Origin of the sequence: Ancylobacter lacus (assembly GCF_018390635.1) — a bacterium.
Lineage (GTDB): Bacteria > Pseudomonadota > Alphaproteobacteria > Rhizobiales > Xanthobacteraceae > Ancylobacter > Ancylobacter lacus.
Window position 1 is genome coordinate 87106 of sequence record NZ_JAHBGE010000064.1, and the last position, 18442, is coordinate 105547.

Consider the following 18442-nt stretch of genomic DNA (forward strand, 5'->3'; position numbering starts at 1 on the left):
CAGTCGAAAGGCGGCCCGCGCCCGGCGGGCTCCGGCGTCAGTGGAACAGGTTCCAGGCCAGCAGCGCGGCGATGACCCACAGCGCCGCCGTGCCCCAGCGGTTGCCGCGGCCCTCGGCCCGGCCGATCGCTTCCACCGACTCCGGCGCGAGGGCAAGACCGTCGCGGGTGGCGGCGTCGAGCTGGGCGGCGATGCGCTGGCCATGGTCGATCAGCGCCGGCAGCGTCTGCAGGCTGCGCCCCAGCGCCGAGAGGCTGCCGGCAACGTCCTCCAGCCGCCCCGCCGGGCCGAGATTGCGCTCGATCCAGCTCCGCACCACGGGTTCGGAGGTCTTCCACATGTCGAGCTGGGGGTCGAGCGAACGGGCGACGCCCTCCACCACCACCATGGTCTTCTGCAGCAGCAGCAGCTCGGGCCGGGTCTTCATGTCGAACAGCGCGGTCACCTCGAACAGCAGCGTCAGCAGCTTCGCCATCGAGATCTGGTCGGCGCGGCGGGAATGGATCGGCTCGCCGATGGCGCGGATGGCCTGGGCGAAATCGTCCACCGAATGGTGCGGCGGCACATAGCCGGCTTCGAAATGCACCTCGGCGGTGCGCCGCCAGTCGCGGGTGATGAAGCCGAACAGGATTTCGGCGAGGAAGCGCCGCTCCTTCTGGTCGAGCCGGCCCATGATGCCGCAATCCACCGCCACCAGCCGGCCCTCGCGGTCGACGAAGAGATTGCCCGGGTGCATGTCGGCGTGGAAGAAGCCGTCGCGCAGGGCGTGGCGGAGGAAGGACTGCATGACCACGCGGCCCAGCGCCGGCAGGTCGTGCCCCGCCGCGCGCAGCCCGGCGATGTCGTTCAGCTTGATGCCGTCGATCCACTCGGTGGTCAGTACCTCGCGGCCGGTGCGGTCCCAGTCGACCGCGGGCACCCGGAAATCCTCTTCCGCCGCGGTGTTCTGGGCGAGTTCGGACAGCGCGGCCGCCTCCAGCCGCAGGTCCATCTCCATGGAGACCGAGCGGGCCAGCGTGTCGACGATCGCCACCAGCCGCAGCCGCCGCCCCTCCGGCGAGAGCTGCTCGCCAAGCCGGGCGGCGCGGTAGAACGAGCCGAGATCGGTGCGGAAGCGGCGCTGCACATCGGGGCGCAGCACCTTCACCGCCACATGGCGGCGGCTGCCGTCGGCGTCCACGACCTCGCCCCGGTGCACCTGGGCGATCGAGGCGGCGGCGATGGCCGGGCCGAGCCCGGCATAGACCTCTCCCGCCGGGCGGTCGAAATTGCGCAGGATGGTGGCGTCGGCGACCGCCTGGGGAAAGGGCGGCATCCGGTCCTGCAGCGTCTCCAGGTCCTTCGCCAGCTCCGGCCCCACCACGTCGGGGCGCGTGGCGAGGAACTGGCCGAGCTTCACATAGGACGGGCCGAGCCGGTTGAGCGCCGCCGACAGCCGGGCGGCGCCGCTGCCGCTGCCGCGCCGCTCGATCAGCCGGGCCAGAGCGAAGGCACCCGCCGCGCCGGGCGGCAGGCCCGCGGGGTCGAGCCGGGCCAGGACGCCCTCGCGGGCGAGGACATAGCCGGCCCGACCGAGCCGGAGCGCATCACCGAGTGCGGTTCCCACGCCGCGGCCTCAGACCCGGACGCCGGAATGCAGGGCGACGATGCCCCCGGTGAGCGGCGTATAGGCCACCCGGCGGAAGCCGGCGGCCCGCATCAGCTCGGCAAATTCCTCCGGCGGGGGAAAGCGCCGGATCGATTCGACGAGGTAGCGGTAGGATTCGGCGTCGCCCGTCACCAGCTTGCCGAGTCCGGGGATCACCCGGAACGAATAGGCGTCGTAGATCGCGTCGAGCCCCGGCACGTCGACCCGGGAGAATTCCAGCACGAAGCAGCGCCCGCCGGGCTTCAGCACCCGGTGCATATGGGCCAGCGCCCGGTCCATGCGCGGCACGTTGCGGATGCCGAAGGCGATGGTCACGGCGTCGAAGCTGCGGTCGGGGAAGGGCAGTTCCTCGGCATTGGCCTCGATGAAGGCGACGCGGCCGGCAAGCCCGCGCTTCTCCGCCCGCTCGCGGCCGACGCTCAGCATCTCGGCATTGATGTCGGCCACGGTGGCGCGGGTGTTGGGTCCGCCGGCCTCCACGGTGCGGAACGACACGTCCCCGGTGCCGCCGGCGACGTCGAGCAGGGCGAAGGGCCGATCATTTTTCGGCGGGCGGAGCCTGGAGACCAGCGCCTCCTTCCAGAGCCGGTGCAGGCCCATGGACATGAGGTCGTTCATGACGTCGTAGCGGCGGGCGACGGAGTGGAACACCTCGTCCACCATGGCCTGCTTCTCGCCGAGCGGAACGGTGCGGAAGCCGAAATGGGTGGCGTCCTCGGTCGTCCTCGCACTGTCCGCCATGCCGTTTCTCCCCGCTGCGCCCGGAAGGGCGGTCGATGTGGCGCGGACCATAGCGGAGAGCCCGCCGCCGCGCCAATCCCGCCCGCGCATGGCTGCTGCCCCGGTGGATGGCTGGAGGCGCAGCGACGCTGCGGCAGCCGGCGTTCCGGCCGGTGTTACAGAAATTTCACGTGCCGCTGCCCTTTCCGTGCCTTGGGCGCGCCGTCATATCGCTGACGGTCAACCTTAGGGAGGGGACGATGAACACCGAGGAACGCGCGCTGATCGACGGCCTGTTCGACCGCATGGCGTCCGTGGCCGACGCGCCGCGCGACGCGGAGGCCGAGGACCTCATCAACCAGCGCGTCGCCCGCGCCCCGCACGCGCCCTATGCGCTCGCCCAGACCGTGCTGGTGCAGGAGCACGCGCTGCAGCAGGCCAGCGCCCGGATCGCGGAGCTGGAGCGCCAGCTGCGGGAGCGGCCGCAGGCGGAGAGCCGCCCGGCTTCCTTCCTCGGCGGGCTGCTCGGAGGTCGCGGCACGTCGGTGCCGAGCGCGGGCCAGCGTACCCTCGCCCCCGGCGGCGATCAGCCGGGCGCCGGCTTCGGCCCGCAGGGCGCTCCGCAGGGTGGCTATGGCCAGCAGCCTTACGGCCAGCAGGGCTATGGGCAGCAGGGTTACGGCGCGGCCGGCTATGCCCAGCCGGGCATGCAGGCGGCGCCCGCGCGCGGCTTCGGCGGCGGCATGGGTGGCGGCGGCTTCCTCTCCACCGCGCTGACCACGGCGGCCGGCGTCGCCGGCGGCGCGCTGCTTTATGACGGCATCCGCTCGATGATGGGCGGCGCGGGCAGCCCGTTTGGCGGCGGCGCCACCAATGTCACCGAGAACGTGACGGAAAACATCACCGAGAACGTCACCCAGGCGGCCAGCCCGTGGGGCGATGCGGGCAAGGACGCCGGCGGCGATGCCGCCCCGGACGCCGGCACCGACAGTACGGCGGGCCTTACCGACGGGCTTTGGCCGTTCGGCGGCTCGGATGCCGGGAGCGACCAGACCGGCTCGGATCAGGCCGGTGGCTTCGACACGGCGGGCTTGGACGACGGCGGCTTCGACGATTCCGGCTCGGACGACAGCGGCTGGGCCTGAGCCTCAGAGCACCCGCACCTTGGCGCCGATGACGACGCGGTCATACAGATCGATCACGTCGTCGTTGCGCATGCGGATGCAGCCGGAGGAGACGGCCCGGCCGATCGTCTCCGGCTCGTTCGAGCCGTGGATGCGGTAGAGCGTGTCGCCGAGATAGAGCGCGCGGGCGCCGAGCGGGTTGTCCGGCCCGCCTTCCATGAACATCGGCAGGTCGGGACGGCGCTCCAGCATCTCCTGGGGCGGCCGCCATTCCGGCCATTCCTTCTTGCGGGAGATGTATTCGGTGCCGCTCCAGGCGAAGCCCTCGCGGCCGACGCCGACGCCATAGCGCAGCGCCTTGCCCTCGCTGAGCACGAGGTAGAGGTAGCGCTTGGAGGTGTCGACGATGATGGTGCCGGGGGCTTCTTGCGAGGGATACTTCACGACCTGCCGCGCCAGCCGGTCGATCGGCCGCGGCCCGGCCTTGCCGGTGGCCGGGGCCTCGGGTTCGGCGACAGACGAGGCGGCCGAGGCTGCGCCCACCGCCGCCGTCTCGATCTCGATCTCGGCCGGGGCGGGAGCATAGACCGGGCGGCGGGCCGTGGGGGCGGGCTTGGCCGCCGGCTCCGGCTCCGGCTGGGCCGAGGGTTCGAGCCCCGGCGGGTAGACATAGCCTCGGCCGGGCTGCCAGTAGGTGCGGGCGCTGTACTGCCAGGGCCGCTGGCTGGTCGCCGGGGAGGCTCCGGCGTTATAGCCATAGCCCGAGGTCTGCGCCCGCGCCGGGGCCGGCATGAGGGCAAGAGTGGCGAACAGGGTCATGACGAGGCCGGCGGCGAGCCGTGCGCGACCCGGGAGGTGGCGCCCGACGTCGCGGCCGGCCGCCCCGGCCGGCGCATCGCCGCTTCGTCTCCCGGCCGCCACCTCAGCGGCGCGGCGCCCTTTCCACAGTCCGACCCCGACCATCGGTCACCTCACGGCGCGCAGCGCACATACACCATGGTGCCGTAGCGGCCGGCGACTTCCTTATCCAGCCACTTCAGCACCAGAACCTGCCCGTCGAAGCGCAGCACCTCGCGATCGCCGTCGCCGCCGGGCGGTTCCTCCGGCAGGCCGATATAGATCGGGCCGGGCGGATTCTGCTTGGAGACGAGCTCCGAGGGCTGCGACTGGTCGGCGAGATACATCATGAAGCCGTTCGACGGCCCCCTAGTGATCACGTAAGGCTGGCGGCAACCTTGCTGCGCCTGCTGTTCGGTGCGGGCGGCATCTTCCGGGCGATGATAGGCGGCGAGACCCCACTTGCCTTCGAGCTGCGCGGCGGTGATGGGTGAGGAGTAGGCCGGTCCGGCGGGCACCTGGGGCGGCGGCGGCTGATTGCCTCCGGCGCAGGCCGCGACCAGAAGGGCGATCGCGCCGGCAACAACGCCTCGCGTCAGACGGGGGTAGCAGTTCATCGAAGACTCCGGGGCACGGAAGGCCGGACTCAGAGGGCGGGGGACAGCGGGCATGGTTCGGCAGAACGCGAAGTGAGGTTCACCATAAACGTATGATGCGGAGCTTTACGCTTCGTTCCTCGCCGAACATAGTCCCGCCTCGTTGCCGCGTCGATTCAGGCCCTCTTCAGGGCCGGAGATTCCATCCCGTGACCGAGTTCCGCCTGCCTGCCGCCGCGTCAGACGCGGGTGGCGGGTCTCTCGTCGGCCCTGCCGGAGCGCCACTCCGGTTTTACCGCGCGTTCCGCCGCCCCCTCGCATGGGCGAATCAGATGGCGGGGGGCTGAGCATGGCCCGGCCCGCCGCCTCCCTCGCCCCCATGCTGGTCGCCGTCGGCGGCATCGGGGTGCTGACCTGCATGGACGGGGTGATCAAGCTCGTCTCGGCGGATTTCCCGACCGCGCAGGTGGTTATGCTGAGGTACTTCTTCGGCATCGTCTCCGCCGCGCTGGTCTTCCTTGCGGCCGGCACGCCGCGCCCGACGCTGGCGACCATCCGGCCGCATGGCTGGCGTGGCGTCGTCGTCACCGTCACCGCGGTGAGCTTCTTCTACGCGCTGGCGACGCTGCCGCTGGCGGTGACGATGGCGTTGTCGTTCACCTCGCCCATTCTCATCGCCCTGTTCGCCCGGCTCACCCTCGGGGAGCGGCCCTCCGGCTCGGTGGCGCTCGCCCTCGCCCTCGGCTTCGGCGGGGTGCTGGTGGTGCTGGGCGACGAGCTCTCGCGTTCCAGCTCGGCGAGCCTGCTCGGCGCGCTGTCGGCGCTGATCTCTTCGGTGGCCTATGCCGTGTCGATGGTGGCGCTGAAATCCCGGGCGGCGCGCGACCCGGTGCCGACCATCGTGCTGCTGCAGAACATCTTCGCCTGTCTCTTCGTCTCGCCGGTGGCGGCGCTGCACTGGGTGATGCCGGACGGCCACCAGTTCCTGCTCTTCGTCATCATGGGCACGCTCGGCACCTGCGGGCATCTGTGCATGGCCTGGGCCTATGGCCGGGCGGATGCCAGCCGGCTGGGGGTGCTGGAATACACCGCCTTCGTCTGGGCGGTGGTGATCGGGCTGTTCGTCTTCGCGGAGGTGCCTTCCATCGGCACGCTGCTGGGCGCCGCGCTGATCGTCGCCGGGGCAACGCTGGCGACGCGCGCGCCGAAGGTCGCCGCCCTGCACGAGCCGGAGGCCGAGATCGGGCCGTGACGGGTCCGGCCCTCCCGGCCGGAACACCGCGCCGGCTCCGCCGTTCTCCACGGTGGCGCCGCCTCCGGCGTCCCGGGGGAAACCGCCATGGCGCCGCGCAGCTTCTGGAAGGGCTATCTCAAGCTCTCGCTCGTCACCTGCCCGGTGGCGATGACGCCCGCCACCTCGGACAGCGGAAAGCTGCGCTTCCACACCCTCAACCGGGCCACCGGCAACCGGGTGGAGTCCCGCTATGTCGACGCCGAAACCGGCAAGCCGGTCGAGGAGGACGACGAGGTGAAGGGCTACGAGACCGGCCCGGACCAGTATGTGATGCTGGAGGACGAGGAACTGGAGGCGGTGGCGCTGGAGAGCACCCGCACCATCGACATCGAGACCTTCGTGCCGGCGGATTCGATCGGCTGGATCTGGTACGACCGGCCCCATTTCCTCGCGCCCGACGACAAGGTGGGGGAGGAGGCCTTCTCGGTCATCCGCGAGGCGATGGCGGTGACCGGCACGGTGGGCATCGCCCGCCTCGTGCTCTACCGCCGCGAGCGCGCCGTGCTGCTGGAGCCGCGCGAGCGCGGCATCGTGCTGTGGACCCTGCGCTATGGCGAGGAGGTGCGCCCGGCCGGCGACCTCTTCGCCGGTGCCGATGCCGAGCCGGAGCCGGCGATGCTCGACCTCGTCGCCGACCTGATCGGCCGGCGCACCCGCGACTGGGACGACAGCCTCGCCCACGACCCCGTCCAGGACAGCCTGCAGAAGCTGATCGACGCCCGCAAGAAGGGCCGCAAGCCGGCCCGGCCGAAGGCGGAGCCGGCGCCCGCCGGCAATGTCATCAGCATCATGGACGCGCTGAAGAAAAGCCTCGCGGCCGAGAAGGCCGGCAGTCGCACGCCGAGGCGCTGACGCCCGTCAGCCCGGGGCGCTGACCGCCGTCATCGGCGCCGGCGCTTCTTCGGGGTCTTCGCTTCCAGCGGGGCGGCGGCGGCGCGCAGATCCGCCCAAGGGTCGGCGTCGAGGCCGGCGAGCCTTGCGGCCGCGTTCGCCACCGTGAAGAAGGCCGGGCCGATCGCCGGGCCGAGCTCCTCCCACGCCAGCGGCATCGAGACCGCGGCGCCGACCCGGGCGCGGGTGGAATAGGGCGCCACCGCGGTGGACCCGCGGCCGTTGCGGAGATAATCGACGAAGATGCGGCCGGGGCGCTTTGCCTTGGTCATCACCGCCACGAACCGGGCGGGATCGTCCGCCGCCATGGCGGCGGCGATGGATTTCGCGAAGTCCTTCGCCTCGTCCCACCCGGCCTTCGGCGTCAGCGGCGCCACCACATGGAGGCCCTTGCCCCCGGAGGTCTTGACGAAGGCGGCGAGGCCGGCCGCCGACAGCCGCTCCCGCACCTCGCCGGCCGCGGCGATCATCGCGTCCCACGCCACGCCCTCACCGGGGTCGAGGTCGAAAATCAGCGTGTCCGGCCGCTCGAGATCGGCCAGCGGCGCGCCCCAGGGGTGGATTTCCAGCACGCCGGACTGCACCAGCGCGATCAGCCCGTCGAGATCGTCGATGGCCAGCAGCGGCTCCGCACCGGGATCGCCGGGGTCGCGCACCTGCCGGATGGCGCGGTTCATGCCCCGCCAGGCGTGCTTCTGGAAGAAGCACTGGGCCGCGACGCCGTCGGGGCAGCGCAGCAGGGAGAGGGGCCGGGCGACGATGTGCGGGGCGATGAAGCGCCAGACATCGGCGTAATAGCCGGCCAGCCCCTCCTTGGTGATGCCGTCCTCCGGCCAGTACAGCCGGTCGGGATGGGTGAGCTTCACGCCGGAGGCCGGGCGGGACCGGGGCGCCGCCGGAGCGGCGTCGGCAGCGTCGCCGGGTACGGCCTCCGCCACCACCTCGGCGGCCGGCTTGTCCTCCCGCAGGCCACGGAAGGCGGCGTGGCGGATGTGGCCGGCGCCGGTCCAGCTTCGGAACTCCACTTCGGCGACCAGTTCCGGCTTCATGAAGCGCACGTCGCGCGCCTGCTCGCGCTCCAGCCTCCCGGCGAAGGGGCTCGCCTTGATCTCGAGCGGCGCCAGCCGCTGGTAGAGCGCGCGGGCGACCTTGGCGGTGTAGCCGGTGCCGACCCGGCCGACATGGCGCAGCCCTTCCTTCCCGTTCACCCCCATCACCAGCGAGCCGATGGCGTGGGCGTCGACGGTGGAGGGCACGAAGCCGCCGATGACGAACTCCTGGCGGGCCGAGCATTTGGATTTCACCCAGCCCTTGCCGCGGCCGGAACGGTAGGGCTCGTCGCGGCGCTTCGAGACGACGCCTTCCAGGCTCAGGCGGCAGGCGTGGCGCAGCATCGTCGCGCCGTCCTCGTCGAAATGCTCGCTGTAGCGCAGCACGCCGCCCGCCGGGATCAGCGCCTCCAGCGCCGCCTTGCGGGCCTCCAGCGTGGCGCCGGTGAGGTCCTGCCCGTCGAGATGGAGGAGGTCGAAGACGTAGTAGACGAAGCGGTCGGCGCGGCCCTCCGACAGGTCGGCCTGAAGCGCGGAGAAATCGGAGGCGCCGGAGCCGGTCTCGACCACGATCTCGCCGTCGATCAGCGCGTCCTTCACCGGCAGCGCGGCCAGTGCGTCCGTGATCGCCGTACCGAAGCGCCCGCTCCAGTCCAGCCCGGTGCGGGTGAGCAGCCGTGCCTCTCCTTGATCGACGCGGGCCTCGATGCGGTAGCCGTCGAACTTGATCTCGTGCAGCCAGCGCGCCCCGGAGGGTGCCTTTGCCACGAGGCTCGCCAGCGTCGGCGGCACGAAGTCGGGCAGCGCCGCGGCACGGGCGCCTTTCAGCCGGCCCGCCGCCGGGGCGGCCTTCTGCCGGGCGGGCGTTTCGGGCTGCGCGGCGTCGCGCCCGGCTGCCGGCTTCGCGGCGGCGGGGCTGGCGGCGCGGAGCTTCGCCGGGCTACGCGCACCCTGGCGGCGTTTCGCCGCCGCGGGCGCGCCGTCCTCCGGCTCCGGCGTCGGGTCGGGCGGCTCGGGCGCGGCGGCGCCGACGTCGCTGTCCCAGCGCGCGTCGGCATCGCGCGCCACCTCCTCGACCGAGCGGCCGGTCTTCACCGATTCCGGGCGCTCCTTCAGTATGTCCGGCTGGCCGGCGGTGCGGGCGAAATCGTCTTCGCCCTTGATGAGCAGCCAGTTCTCGCCGCGCTCGCCCGGCTTGCCGTGCATCCGCACGAGATGCCAGCGCCCCTGCAGCTTCTCGCCGTCGATCTCGAATTCGAGGTGGCCCTTGGCATAACCCTTGTGCGGGTCGCCGATCGGCCGCCAGCTCCCGCGATCCCACAGCACCACCGTGCCGCCGCCATACTGGCCCTTCGGGATGATGCCTTCGAAGTCGCCATATTCCAGCGGGTGGTCCTCGACATGGACGGCGAGGCGCTTCTCGCCCGGCAGCAGGCTGGGGCCGCGCGTCACCGCCCAGCTCTTCAGGACCCCGTCGAGCTCGAGGCGCAGGTCGTAGTGCAGCCGGCGCGCGGCGTGCTTCTGGATGAGGTAGGAATGTCCCTCCGCCGCTGCCGCCGTCCGGTCGCCCCGGCGGGGATGGCCGGCCGGTTCCGGGGTGCGGTCGAAGTCGCGCTTGCGGCGATAGGCTTCGAGCGCCATGGGTCGGGCTCTCCTCAGCCGGCCTTGCGGCGGGGCGTCGCGCCCGCCTCGCGCGCGGCGCGGGCCTTGCGCGGGCGCACGGCGGCCTTGGTGCCGGGCGCGCGGGCGGCCTCCGTCCCGGCGCTGCCGGCGGCCTTCGCGGCCTTCTTCCCACCGGTCCCCTTCTTCCCGGCCGTCGCCTTCTTGCCGGTGTCTGCCGTGCCAGCCTCCTTCGTGCCGCCCGCCGACGTGGCGGCGGCCTTGCGGCCGGGCTTCGGCTCGCCCGCGCCCGCCTTTCCGGGCGCCCCGGCGCTCATCCGCAGCGCCTCGAGCAGATCGACCACCTTCTCCTCGCGGCGCGGCTTCGGCGGCTCGATCCGGCGCCCTTCGGCCTTGGCGCGCACCAGCTCGGCGAGGGCTTCCTCATAGCGGTCGTTATAGGCGGTGGGGTCGAAGGTGCCGGCCTTGGTCGCGATGATATGGCGGGCGAGATCGAGCATCTCGCCGCCGATGTTGCGCTTGGGGATGTCGCGGAAGGCCTCGCGCGAGGAGCGCACCTCGTAGTCGAAATTGAGCGTGGTCGCGATCATACCGTCCTCATGGGGCCGGATCAGCACGGTGCGGACCCGGCGGAACAGCACGGTGCGGGCGAGCGCGGCGGTGCCGGCGCGGCGCAGCCCCTCGCGCAGCAGGGCGAACACCTCGGCGCCGCCGGGGCCGGGGGCGAGGTAATAGGGCCGGTCGAGGAACACGTCGTCGATCGCGGCGCAGGGAACGAAGCTGTCGACCGCGAGCGTCTTGTCGCTGTCCGGTACGGCGGCGGCGATCTCCTCCGGCTCCAGCGCGAGATAGCTGTCGGGTGCCAGCTCGTAGCCCTTCACCTGCTCCTCCCGCTCCACCACCGCGCCGGTGTCGCGGTCGACGAACTGCCGGTGCACCCGGTGGCCGGTGCGGCGGTTCAGGGTGTGGAAGCTCACCCGGTCCGAGGTCGAGGCGGCGGTGTACAGGCCGACCGGGCAGGTCAGCTCGGCGAGCTTGAGAAAACCTCGCCAGTTCGCGCGCACAGCCATGGCAGTTGCCCCCGGGATGAGGCGGATTCAACGCGGCAGCGCCGCGCGCGTTCCGTGCGGAACGCCGCCCGTCCCGGCGCCGTGGCGGCGGCGCGCGCGCCTGCTATATAAAGGCGATGATCACCGATGCTCCCGCCCCGCCGGCCCCGCCCCGCGCCTCGCTCTTCTCGCCCGAGGAGGTGGAGCGCTATGCCCGCCACCTCGTGCTCGCCGAGATCGGCGGGCCGGGCCAGCAGAAGCTGAAGAAGGCGAAGGTGCTGGTCATCGGCGCCGGCGGCCTCGGCGCCCCGGCCCTGCTGTATCTCGCCGCCGCCGGCGTCGGCCACCTCGCGGTCATGGACGACGATGTCGTCTCGCTCTCCAATCTCCAGCGCCAGGTGCTGCACACGACCGAGGGGGTCGGCACCCCGAAGACCGAGAGCGCGGCGCGGGCCATCGCGGCGCTGAATCCCCATGTCAGCGTGGAGGCGATCCCGGAACGGATCAGCGCCGACAACGCCCTCGAACGCATGGCGGCGGCGGATGTGGTGATCGACGGCTCCGACAATTTCGCCACGCGCTATCTCGTCGCCGACGCGGCGGTGCTGGCGCGGCGGCCGCTGGTGACGGCGGCGCTCGGCCGGTTCGACGCCACGGTGACCACGCTGCGCTCGCACGAAACGACGGCGGACGGCACGCCGAACCCGACCTATCGCTGCCTGTTCCCCGAGCCGCCGCCGGCCGGGCTGGTGCCGAGCTGCGCCGAGGCCGGCATTCTCGGCGCGCTGGCGGGCATCGCCGGCTCGCTGGTCGCGCTGGAGGCGATCCGCGCCGTCGTCGGCTTCGGCCAGGGGCTGGTCGGCCGGCTGCTGATGATCGACGCCCTCACCATGCGGTTCGAGACGCTGGACTATGGCTGGGACCCGGACAACCCGCTCACCGGCACCGCGCCGAGCATCACCGACCTGTCGCGCCACCGGCGGTGAGGGGCTCGGAGCGCTCAAAGCCGGTCCAGTTCCTCGTGGTGAAGAAGGGTGACGTTGTTTGTGGCCGCCAACTGCTTTGCAGACATGGTGAAACCCGAGGGTGCAATCACCGCCGCTTGAGACGCTTGATAATGTGCCCTTGCGGCAACTGCTTCCTGCACGGCCTTATTACCCACCGGCGATGTGTAATATTTGCATTGGATGGCTACGACTTGGCGCCCTCTACTAGCTATTATATCAGCGCCTTGGTCTCCGCTGGCTTGCGTCACGCGAGCCTCCCATCCCTGCTCCCGCAGCCGCTGAGCGACGAAATGCTCATAGTCGAAACCGTTTCGGACTTCTTCTAATGTAGCCGCAAACGGATACTTAGTGGCAATCTCGATGCACTGCGTTTCTAGGAGATGATCGATAAGGGCCATTCGATAGGGGGTTTTCGCCAAATGTGGAAACCGTCGCCAAATGAGGTTGTCGGCAAAACGAATGCGTTCGCGATCCCATCTGTCGGGATCGACAAAACCATATTCGTCGGGTTGCAGCATCAATGCCCTATTTCGGGCTAAAGCGCGCCCGGGCTGATCGGCAAGAAGTGTAAGAGTGTATTCAGCAAGGAAAAGGGGAATTTCGTTTTCAACGAAAAGACGCCATGATCGACGATATATATAATAATATACAATGAAAAATGGAATCAAAATTAATAACATTAGAGTTGAAAAAGTAATTAATATGGGATCGATTAATTTTATTGATAAAAAAATTATTGCAATCAATATTAATATATAAATTAAGAATAATTTTCTTGGCTTAATCAGCGATGGAGGTGTCGGTTCGGTAAGATTGATTTTTATCTCTTTCATTGATGTGGCTCGTTAAAATAGATCTGATTCATAATACTGTCGGTGTAATGGGGTGGGCCCGGTGGAATAATTTACGCCATTTATCAGTTGTACAGCCCCGGCGGCTCGCTGTACCAGCCGCCGCCCTTCAGCCCGGCCTCGTAGCCGACCTTGAACAGCGCGTTCATGTAGGTCTTGTCGAACACCGAGTCCGGCTTCTCCGCGAAGTCGGCGGGAATGAAGCCGAGCTGGAAGCGGTAGCGGAACTTGTTGCTGAAATTATAAGCGTCCAGCACCGTGCCGAAGGTGTCGGCCTTCATCAGCGTGTCGAAGCCGCGCACCGCGATGCGCAGCGTCGAGCGCGGGGTGAGGTCGAATTCCGGCACGAACTTCTTGTTCAGCAGCACATAGAAGCTGCGGCTGCGGCCCTTGTTGAAGAGATCGCCGGCGGCGGCCGCCACCTTGGTCGGCACGGTCAGCACCTGCATGGTGGTGGCGCCGTCGACATGCATCTCCTCGAAGCTGTGGCCGTCATGCGTCGCCGGGATCATCATCGGCGCGAAGGCGCCGGGGATGCTGGCGGAGCCCACCAGCACCGAGCGGAACAGGTCCAGCGCCCGCGGGTTGCCGCTGTCAGCGATGGCGCCCATGTTCCACAGCACCGGGCGCTGGGCGTCGAGATTGGTGGTGAGGACATAGAGCCGGCGGCCGCGCCGGTGCTCCCGGGCGATTTCCGCCAGCATCTGCTCGTCGCAATAGCGCGCCACCATCTCCCGCAGCGGGTCGGTGCGGAAGATGCCCTCGCTGAACAGGCCGACGATGGGGTTGCCGGAGATGATGTCGTCGGCGGTGGTCTCGGTGTAGACCTTGCGCAGCTTCTCGTCATAGTTCGGGCCGAGGAAGGCGAAGGGCGCGGTGAGCGCCCCGGTGGAGACGCCGGTGACGATGGCGAATTCCGGCCGCTTCCCGGATTTGGTCCAGCCGTTCAGCAGGCCCGCGCCATAGGCGCCGTCCTGCCCGCCGCCCGAGATCGCCAGTATGTTGTAGTCCTGGATGGCGACATCGCGCTGGATGGAGCGCAGCCGGGCGAGCTGGGGGGTCAGCTCGGCGATCGAGGCATCCGCCCACATCCGCACCCCGGGGATGCCCATCGGGTCGCCCATCGCGGCGTCCTCGGCGGTGTAGGGCGTGCGCGGCAGCGAGGAGCACGCCGCCATCAGGAGGGACAGGACGAGCACCACGCCGAAGCGGCTGCGCCGGATCGCTGTTGCGAGCATCGATAGGAACTCTGCTGGAACCGCCGCCAAATTAGCACAAGCCGGAGCCGGCACTGTAGCGGGCGCGCCACACCGGGCGGAGCGGGATGGTGTCGGGCGGGACGGCGTCTAGAGCATGGCGGCGAGCACGCGGTCGGGCGGGCGGTGGCCGTCTATGAAGGCGCGGATGTTGACGATCACCTTCTCGCCGGTGTCGATGCGCGCCTCGACCGTGGCCGAGCCCATATGCGGCAGCAGCACCACCTTGCCCTGCCGGGCGAGCTTCAGCAGCTTCGGGCTCACCGCCGGCTCGCGCTCGAACACGTCGAGCCCGGCGCCGGCGAGCTCGCCGGTCTCGATCATCCGCGCCAGCGCCGCCTCGTCGATCACCTCGCCGCGCGCGGTGTTGACGATGTAGGCGTCGCGCCGCACCAGCTTCAGCCGCCGGGCGGAGAGCAGGTGATAGGTGGCGGGGGTGTGCGGGCAGTTGACGGAGAGAATGTCCATCCGGGCCAGCATCTGGTCGAGGCTGTCCCAGTAGGTCGCCTCCACCTCCTCCTCGATATGGGCGGGCAGCGGGTGGCGGTTGTGGTAGTGGATCTGCAGGCCGAACGCCTTGGCGCGGCGCGCCACCGCCTGGCCGATCCGGCCCATGCCGATGATGCCGAGCCGCTTGCCCCAGATGCGGTGGCCGAGCATCCAGGTCGGCGACCAGCCCGGCCAGAAGCCGTCATCCTGGGTCAGCATGGCGGCGCCCTCGGTGAGGCGGCGCGGCACGGCGAGGATCAGCGCCATGGTCATGTCGGCGGTGTCCTCGGTCAGGACGCCGGGAGTGTTGGTCACGGTGATGCCGCGCTCGGTGGCGGCGGCGACGTCGATATGGTCGACGCCATTGCCGAAATTGGCGATCAGCTTGAGGTTGGGCCCGGCATGGGCCAGCACCTCGGCGTCGATGCGGTCGGCGATGGTCGGCACCAGCACGTCGGCGGTGGCCACGGCCTCGGCCAGCCTGGCGCGGTCGAGCGGCACGTCCTCCACGTTCAGCCGGGCGTCGAACAGCTCCCGCATCCGGGTTTCGATCTTGTCGGGCAGCTTGCGGGTGACGACGACGAGCGGCTTCTTGCGGGCCATTATCATTCCCTGTGCGCGGTCAAGGTCCCGTTAACCCCAAGCCTCCAGACTGTCGGCGGTCGGGACCGGCGTTCAATACCAGACGGGTCGGGGAAAGACAAAACGCGGGGACCTGCCCCGCGCCACGCTTGACGGGGAGCCCCGTCGGGTTTCCATGTCCCCGGGCGGTGGACGTAACGATGATGAGAAGCATGCGCGACGACAGGTGCCGGCAGGCCTTGCCCCTTCCCCCTGGCTCCACGGATGTCGGACGCAGTGCCCGTCTTCCCGCCCCGGAAGGCACGCGGGCCGCCCGGCCGCCGCGTCACGTCCGGTGGGCGGCGCTCGGCGCGCTGCTGGCGCTGGCGGCGCTGCCGCTCGCCGCGCTGGCGCCCGCCGCCGCCCAGAACGCCGGCACCCAGATCGGCAAGGAAAGCGGGCTGCCGATGCCGCGCTTCCTCAGCCTCAAGGCCGACAAGGTGAATGTCCGCGCCGGCCCCAGCAAGGACCACGAGGTGGTCTGGGTGTTCACCCGCGCCGGCCTCCCGGTGGAGGTGACGGCGGAGTTCGAGAACTGGCGCCGCATCCGCGATTCCGAAGGCGCGGAAGGCTGGGTCTACCACGCCATGCTGTCCGGCCGGCGCACGGCGCTGGTCGGCTCCTGGCTGAAGAAGGATGGCCCGGTGGCGCTCTACGCCCGCCGCAGCGCCGATTCCGAGGTGAAGGCGCGGCTGGAATCCGGCGTGCTCGGCAACATCAAGGATTGCGACGGCCAGTGGTGTCGCTTCTTCAGCGACAATTTCGACGGCTTCATCCAGCAGGAAAAGCTCTGGGGCGTCTATCCCGGCGAGAAGGCGGACTGAGCCGCCGCCCGTCCTTTCCTTCCCCCGCAGACCGAAAGGCGCCGGACATGACCGCCACGCCGGGCTTTCTCGGGCTCCCCGACCGGCTGGCCGACGGCCGGGCGCCGCGTGCGGTCATCTTCGGCGCCGGCCATGGCACCGCCTATCCCGGCACCGAGGGGCACGGCCACGCCCTCGCCCCCGCCGCCATCCGCGCCGCCAGCCAGGACGATGCCTCGCTGCGCGGCCACTGGGATTTCGATCTGGGTGGCCCGCTGTTCGACGGCGGGCCGGAGAGCTGCATCGACATCGGCGATCTTCCCACCGTGCCGCACGACAATGCCGGCAACCGGGCGCGGATCGAGGCGGCGACGCGCGACATCCTCGCCACGCCGGCGGTGCCGATCCTGCTCGGCGGCACCTGCTCGGCCACCATCCCGTTTCTCGCCGGCTTTACCGGCCATGGCCCGGTCTGGGTGCTCCAGATCGACGCCCATATCGACTGGCGCGACGAGGTGAAGGGCGAGCGCTACGGCTATTCCAGCCCGATGCGCCGGGCGAGCGAGATGGGCCATGTCGCCGGCCTCGTGCAGGTCGGCCTGCGCAGCGTCGGCAGCGCCCGCGCCGGGGAGGTGGCGGCGGCGCTGCGCTATGGCAGCCGGTTCGTGACCGCGCGCGAGGTTCAAGCGGGCGGCGCGGAGGCCGCGCTCCGGCACATCCCGGAAGGCGCCCGGGTGGTCGTGACCCTCGATTGCGACGGACTCGACCCCGGCATCATGCCGGCCGTGGCCGCCCCCACGCCGGGCGGGCTCACCTATACCCAGGCCATCGACCTGATCGCCGGGCTCGGCCGGCGGGCGCGGATCGCGGGGTTCGACCTCGTCGAGCTCTATCCCCCCGCCGACAGGGACGGCCTCTCCGCCCTCACCGCGGCGCGGCTGGTGGTCAATGTGATCGGCGCCGTCGTCCGGCAGGGGTGAGGGCGGCACGCGCCTGCCGCCGGCCGTCAACGGAGCCGGGCCGCGCAGACGAAAAAGGCCGGTCCTGCGACCGGCCTTGTAAGGGAGGCGACGGCGCCGCGGCTCAGGAGCGGCGCTTCGGCCGCAGCCGCACCACCACGTCGATGCGGGCGACCTCATAGCCTTCCGGCGGCTCCGGCACCCGCTCCACCTCGACCGCGGCGCTCGGTATGTCGACGAGGTTGTTCTCTCCCTCGACGAAGAAGTGATGATGGTCGGAGGGGTTGGTGTCGAAATAGGTCTTCGAGCCGTCCACCGCGAGCTCGCGCAGCAGCCCGACCTCGGTGAACTGGTGCAGCGTGTTGTAGACGGTGGCCAGCGACACCGGGAAGCGCGCCTTGATGGCTTCCTCGTGCAGGATTTCCGCCGAGACGTGGCGGTCGCCCTTGGCGAAGAGCAGCCAGCCGAGCGCGAGGCGCTGCCGGGTGGGGCGCAGGCCGACTTCGCGCAGCATGTGGCGCACGTCGTGGAAGGGGCAGCCCGTGCGGCTGACGGAGGCCGAATCGCGCAGCCGGGCGATCGGGAGCACGGGCTCCGCATCCTCCACCACCACGCGCGGCATCGCCATCTGCACAGTGCGAACAGTCTCGCTCATGTCTCGTTCCGGGGTCGGCTGAGGGCAGGGTGCGTCTCGGCCGCCCAGCGGGAGGCCGACGTCACCAGACCCTATCATACACGAACGCTGCGGCGGCCAAACCGGCGCGCAGCACTCTGGTTGGCCGGCATATTACCCTCGGGGCAGGACCCGCCGCAACCCGCCGGGGGATAACAGGAATGATTCCAATCTGGTGACGCCTGTCCGGAACCCTGCACAGGCGCGCCGGGGGCTCTCGGGTCGGGCGGCCGGCTGTCACGGCAGAGACATAATGCCTCCCCGACGAGGAGCGGCGAGGCGGCTTTGAGCGCCGGGAACCCTGTGTTAGGAAGCCTGCGAGCCACGGCCGGCGGAACGGACGCGGCGTCCGAACGAGAATAAGGTGACGTAGGGAAGATGGTCGAGCGTCGATCGAGCTTTGGGTATGAGGACCTCCTCGCGTGCGGGCGCGGCGAGCTCTTCGGTGCGGGCAACGCGCAGCTTCCGGCTCCGCCGATGCTGATGTTCGACCGCATCACCGAGATTTCCGAAACGGGCGGGCCGGCCGGCAAGGGCCATGTCCGGGCCGAGCTCGACATCAAGCCGGACCTCTGGTTCTTCGCCTGCCACTTCATCGGCGACCCGGTGATGCCGGGCTGCCTCGGCCTCGACGCGCTGTGGCAGCTCGTCGGCTTCCATCTGGGCTGGCTCGGGGCGCCGGGCCGCGGCCGGGCGCTGGGCGCCGGGGAGATCAAGTTCTCCGGCCAGGTGCTGCCGAGCGTGAAGAAGGTGGTCTACGGCATCGACTTCAAGCGCGTCATGCGCTCCAAGCTGGTGCTCGGCATCGCCGATGGCTGGCTGGAGGCCGACGGCGAAGTGATCTACCGCGCCGGCGACCTGAAAGTTGGCCTGTTCCAGAGCTGATCGCGCGGCCGGCCTTGTGCACACCGCGCCCCGGCGCCATCTGCCGGGGGATTTGACCATGAAGGGCGAC

The 18442-nt window shown here is 70.2% G+C and carries 17 protein-coding genes; 7 read left to right on the plus strand and 10 right to left on the minus strand.

Annotated elements, in window-relative coordinates; genetic code table 11:
• Positions 1–37: 37 nt before the first annotated feature.
• Positions 38–1606, minus strand: a complete 1569-nt coding sequence (ubiB, locus tag KHC27_RS16115; protein ID WP_213340406.1) for a 2-polyprenylphenol 6-hydroxylase — start codon at positions 1604–1606, stop codon at positions 38–40.
• A 9-nt stretch (positions 1607–1615) separates the two neighbouring features.
• Complete coding sequence (gene ubiE / locus KHC27_RS16120; protein WP_213340407.1) at positions 1616–2389, minus strand: bifunctional demethylmenaquinone methyltransferase/2-methoxy-6-polyprenyl-1,4-benzoquinol methylase UbiE; 774 nt, start codon at positions 2387–2389, stop codon at positions 1616–1618.
• A gap of 239 nt (positions 2390–2628) precedes the next feature.
• Between ubiE and KHC27_RS16125 the strand changes: the two genes are divergently transcribed.
• The gene (locus tag KHC27_RS16125) at positions 2629–3513 is read left to right on the plus strand and encodes a DUF2076 domain-containing protein (RefSeq protein ID WP_213340408.1); all 885 of its coding nucleotides are present in this window, start codon (positions 2629–2631) and stop codon (positions 3511–3513) included.
• A 3-nt stretch (positions 3514–3516) separates the two neighbouring features.
• Here KHC27_RS16125 and KHC27_RS16130 read toward each other — a convergent pair whose 3' ends face one another.
• Together KHC27_RS16130 and KHC27_RS16135 are read right to left on the minus strand one after the other, a co-directional pair.
• Positions 3517–4311 carry a L,D-transpeptidase family protein gene (locus KHC27_RS16130; RefSeq protein WP_246520001.1) on the minus strand — a complete coding sequence of 265 codons (795 nt, stop codon included), beginning with the start codon at positions 4309–4311 and terminating at the stop codon, positions 3517–3519.
• A gap of 152 nt (positions 4312–4463) precedes the next feature.
• Positions 4464–4946, minus strand: a complete 483-nt coding sequence (locus KHC27_RS16135) for a hypothetical protein (protein ID WP_213340409.1) — start codon at positions 4944–4946, stop codon at positions 4464–4466.
• 328 nt (positions 4947–5274) lie between these two features.
• On the opposite strand from KHC27_RS16135, the gene KHC27_RS16140 reads away from it, so the two are divergent.
• Both KHC27_RS16140 and ku (KHC27_RS16145) read left to right on the plus strand, forming a co-directional pair.
• Positions 5275–6177 (plus strand): DMT family transporter, encoded by a 903-nt coding sequence (locus KHC27_RS16140; RefSeq protein WP_213340410.1) that lies wholly within the window; start codon positions 5275–5277, stop codon positions 6175–6177.
• Positions 6178–6264: 87 nt separating this feature from the next.
• Positions 6265–7071: a non-homologous end joining protein Ku gene (gene ku, locus KHC27_RS16145; RefSeq protein WP_213340411.1), complete on the plus strand. Its 807-nt coding sequence runs from the start codon at positions 6265–6267 to the stop codon at positions 7069–7071.
• A 29-nt stretch (positions 7072–7100) separates the two neighbouring features.
• Here ku (KHC27_RS16145) and ligD read toward each other — a convergent pair whose 3' ends face one another.
• Together ligD and ku (KHC27_RS16155) are read right to left on the minus strand one after the other, a co-directional pair.
• The gene (gene ligD / locus KHC27_RS16150; protein WP_213340412.1) at positions 7101–9800 is read right to left on the minus strand and encodes a DNA ligase D; all 2700 of its coding nucleotides are present in this window, start codon (positions 9798–9800) and stop codon (positions 7101–7103) included.
• Positions 9801–9814: 14 nt separating this feature from the next.
• Positions 9815–10849 (minus strand): non-homologous end joining protein Ku, encoded by a 1035-nt coding sequence (ku, locus tag KHC27_RS16155; RefSeq protein WP_213340413.1) that lies wholly within the window; start codon positions 10847–10849, stop codon positions 9815–9817.
• A 116-nt stretch (positions 10850–10965) separates the two neighbouring features.
• Here ku (KHC27_RS16155) and KHC27_RS16160 point away from each other — a divergent pair, with 116 nt between their 5' ends.
• Positions 10966–11814, plus strand: coding sequence for a HesA/MoeB/ThiF family protein (locus tag KHC27_RS16160; RefSeq protein WP_213340414.1), 849 nt, complete (start codon positions 10966–10968; stop codon positions 11812–11814).
• A 14-nt stretch (positions 11815–11828) separates the two neighbouring features.
• Here the strand turns inward: KHC27_RS16160 and KHC27_RS21735 are convergent, their stop codons facing one another.
• The 3 genes from KHC27_RS21735 to KHC27_RS16175 form a co-directional block, all read right to left on the minus strand.
• Positions 11829–12668 carry a restriction endonuclease gene (locus tag KHC27_RS21735; RefSeq protein WP_246520002.1) on the minus strand — a complete coding sequence of 280 codons (840 nt, stop codon included), beginning with the start codon at positions 12666–12668 and terminating at the stop codon, positions 11829–11831.
• Positions 12669–12751: 83 nt separating this feature from the next.
• A complete protein-coding gene (locus tag KHC27_RS16170; protein ID WP_213340415.1) occupies positions 12752–13924 on the minus strand; it encodes a patatin-like phospholipase family protein in 1173 nt (390 codons plus the stop codon).
• Between the two features lie 108 nt (positions 13925–14032).
• Positions 14033–15034 (minus strand): 2-hydroxyacid dehydrogenase, encoded by a 1002-nt coding sequence (locus KHC27_RS16175; RefSeq protein WP_213340416.1) that lies wholly within the window; start codon positions 15032–15034, stop codon positions 14033–14035.
• Positions 15035–15366: 332 nt separating this feature from the next.
• Here KHC27_RS16175 and KHC27_RS16180 point away from each other — a divergent pair, with 332 nt between their 5' ends.
• Positions 15367–15876, plus strand: a complete 510-nt coding sequence (locus KHC27_RS16180; protein WP_425514889.1) for an SH3 domain-containing protein — start codon at positions 15367–15369, stop codon at positions 15874–15876.
• Between the two features lie 47 nt (positions 15877–15923).
• Positions 15924–16835 carry an arginase family protein gene (locus KHC27_RS16185; RefSeq protein WP_213340418.1) on the plus strand — a complete coding sequence of 304 codons (912 nt, stop codon included), beginning with the start codon at positions 15924–15926 and terminating at the stop codon, positions 16833–16835.
• A 103-nt stretch (positions 16836–16938) separates the two neighbouring features.
• Here the strand turns inward: KHC27_RS16185 and irrA are convergent, their stop codons facing one another.
• Positions 16939–17469 (minus strand): iron response transcriptional regulator IrrA, encoded by a 531-nt coding sequence (gene irrA / locus KHC27_RS16190; RefSeq protein ID WP_281417086.1) that lies wholly within the window; start codon positions 17467–17469, stop codon positions 16939–16941.
• A 396-nt stretch (positions 17470–17865) separates the two neighbouring features.
• On the opposite strand from irrA, the gene fabA reads away from it, so the two are divergent.
• Positions 17866–18372, plus strand: coding sequence for a 3-hydroxyacyl-[acyl-carrier-protein] dehydratase FabA (gene fabA / locus KHC27_RS16195; RefSeq protein ID WP_213340419.1), 507 nt, complete (start codon positions 17866–17868; stop codon positions 18370–18372).
• The last annotated feature ends 70 nt before the right edge of the window (positions 18373–18442 follow it).

Excerpts from the sequence above, each read along its gene's own strand:
- KHC27_RS16135 (WP_213340409.1), bottom strand. The coding sequence starts at position 4,946 with ATGAACTGCTACCCCCGTCTGACGCGAGGCGTTGTTGCCGGCGCGATC.
- KHC27_RS16160 (WP_213340414.1), top strand. The coding sequence starts at position 10,966 with ATGATCACCGATGCTCCCGCCCCGCCGGCCCCGCCCCGCGCCTCGCTC.
- fabA (WP_213340419.1), top strand. The coding sequence starts at position 17,866 with ATGGTCGAGCGTCGATCGAGCTTTGGGTATGAGGACCTCCTCGCGTGC.
- ku (WP_213340413.1), bottom strand. The coding sequence starts at position 10,849 with ATGGCTGTGCGCGCGAACTGGCGAGGTTTTCTCAAGCTCGCCGAGCTG.
- KHC27_RS16185 (WP_213340418.1), top strand. The coding sequence starts at position 15,924 with ATGACCGCCACGCCGGGCTTTCTCGGGCTCCCCGACCGGCTGGCCGAC.
- ligD (WP_213340412.1), bottom strand. The coding sequence starts at position 9,800 with ATGGCGCTCGAAGCCTATCGCCGCAAGCGCGACTTCGACCGCACCCCG.
- irrA (WP_281417086.1), bottom strand. The coding sequence starts at position 17,469 with ATGAGCGAGACTGTTCGCACTGTGCAGATGGCGATGCCGCGCGTGGTG.
- KHC27_RS16140 (WP_213340410.1), top strand. The coding sequence starts at position 5,275 with ATGGCCCGGCCCGCCGCCTCCCTCGCCCCCATGCTGGTCGCCGTCGGC.
- KHC27_RS16125 (WP_213340408.1), top strand. The coding sequence starts at position 2,629 with ATGAACACCGAGGAACGCGCGCTGATCGACGGCCTGTTCGACCGCATG.
- KHC27_RS16175 (WP_213340416.1), bottom strand. The coding sequence starts at position 15,034 with ATGGCCCGCAAGAAGCCGCTCGTCGTCGTCACCCGCAAGCTGCCCGAC.
- KHC27_RS21735 (WP_246520002.1), bottom strand. The coding sequence starts at position 12,668 with ATGAAAGAGATAAAAATCAATCTTACCGAACCGACACCTCCATCGCTG.
- ku (WP_213340411.1), top strand. The coding sequence starts at position 6,265 with ATGGCGCCGCGCAGCTTCTGGAAGGGCTATCTCAAGCTCTCGCTCGTC.
- KHC27_RS16170 (WP_213340415.1), bottom strand. The coding sequence starts at position 13,924 with ATGCTCGCAACAGCGATCCGGCGCAGCCGCTTCGGCGTGGTGCTCGTC.
- ubiE (WP_213340407.1), bottom strand. The coding sequence starts at position 2,389 with ATGGCGGACAGTGCGAGGACGACCGAGGACGCCACCCATTTCGGCTTC.
- KHC27_RS16130 (WP_246520001.1), bottom strand. The coding sequence starts at position 4,311 with ATGACCCTGTTCGCCACTCTTGCCCTCATGCCGGCCCCGGCGCGGGCG.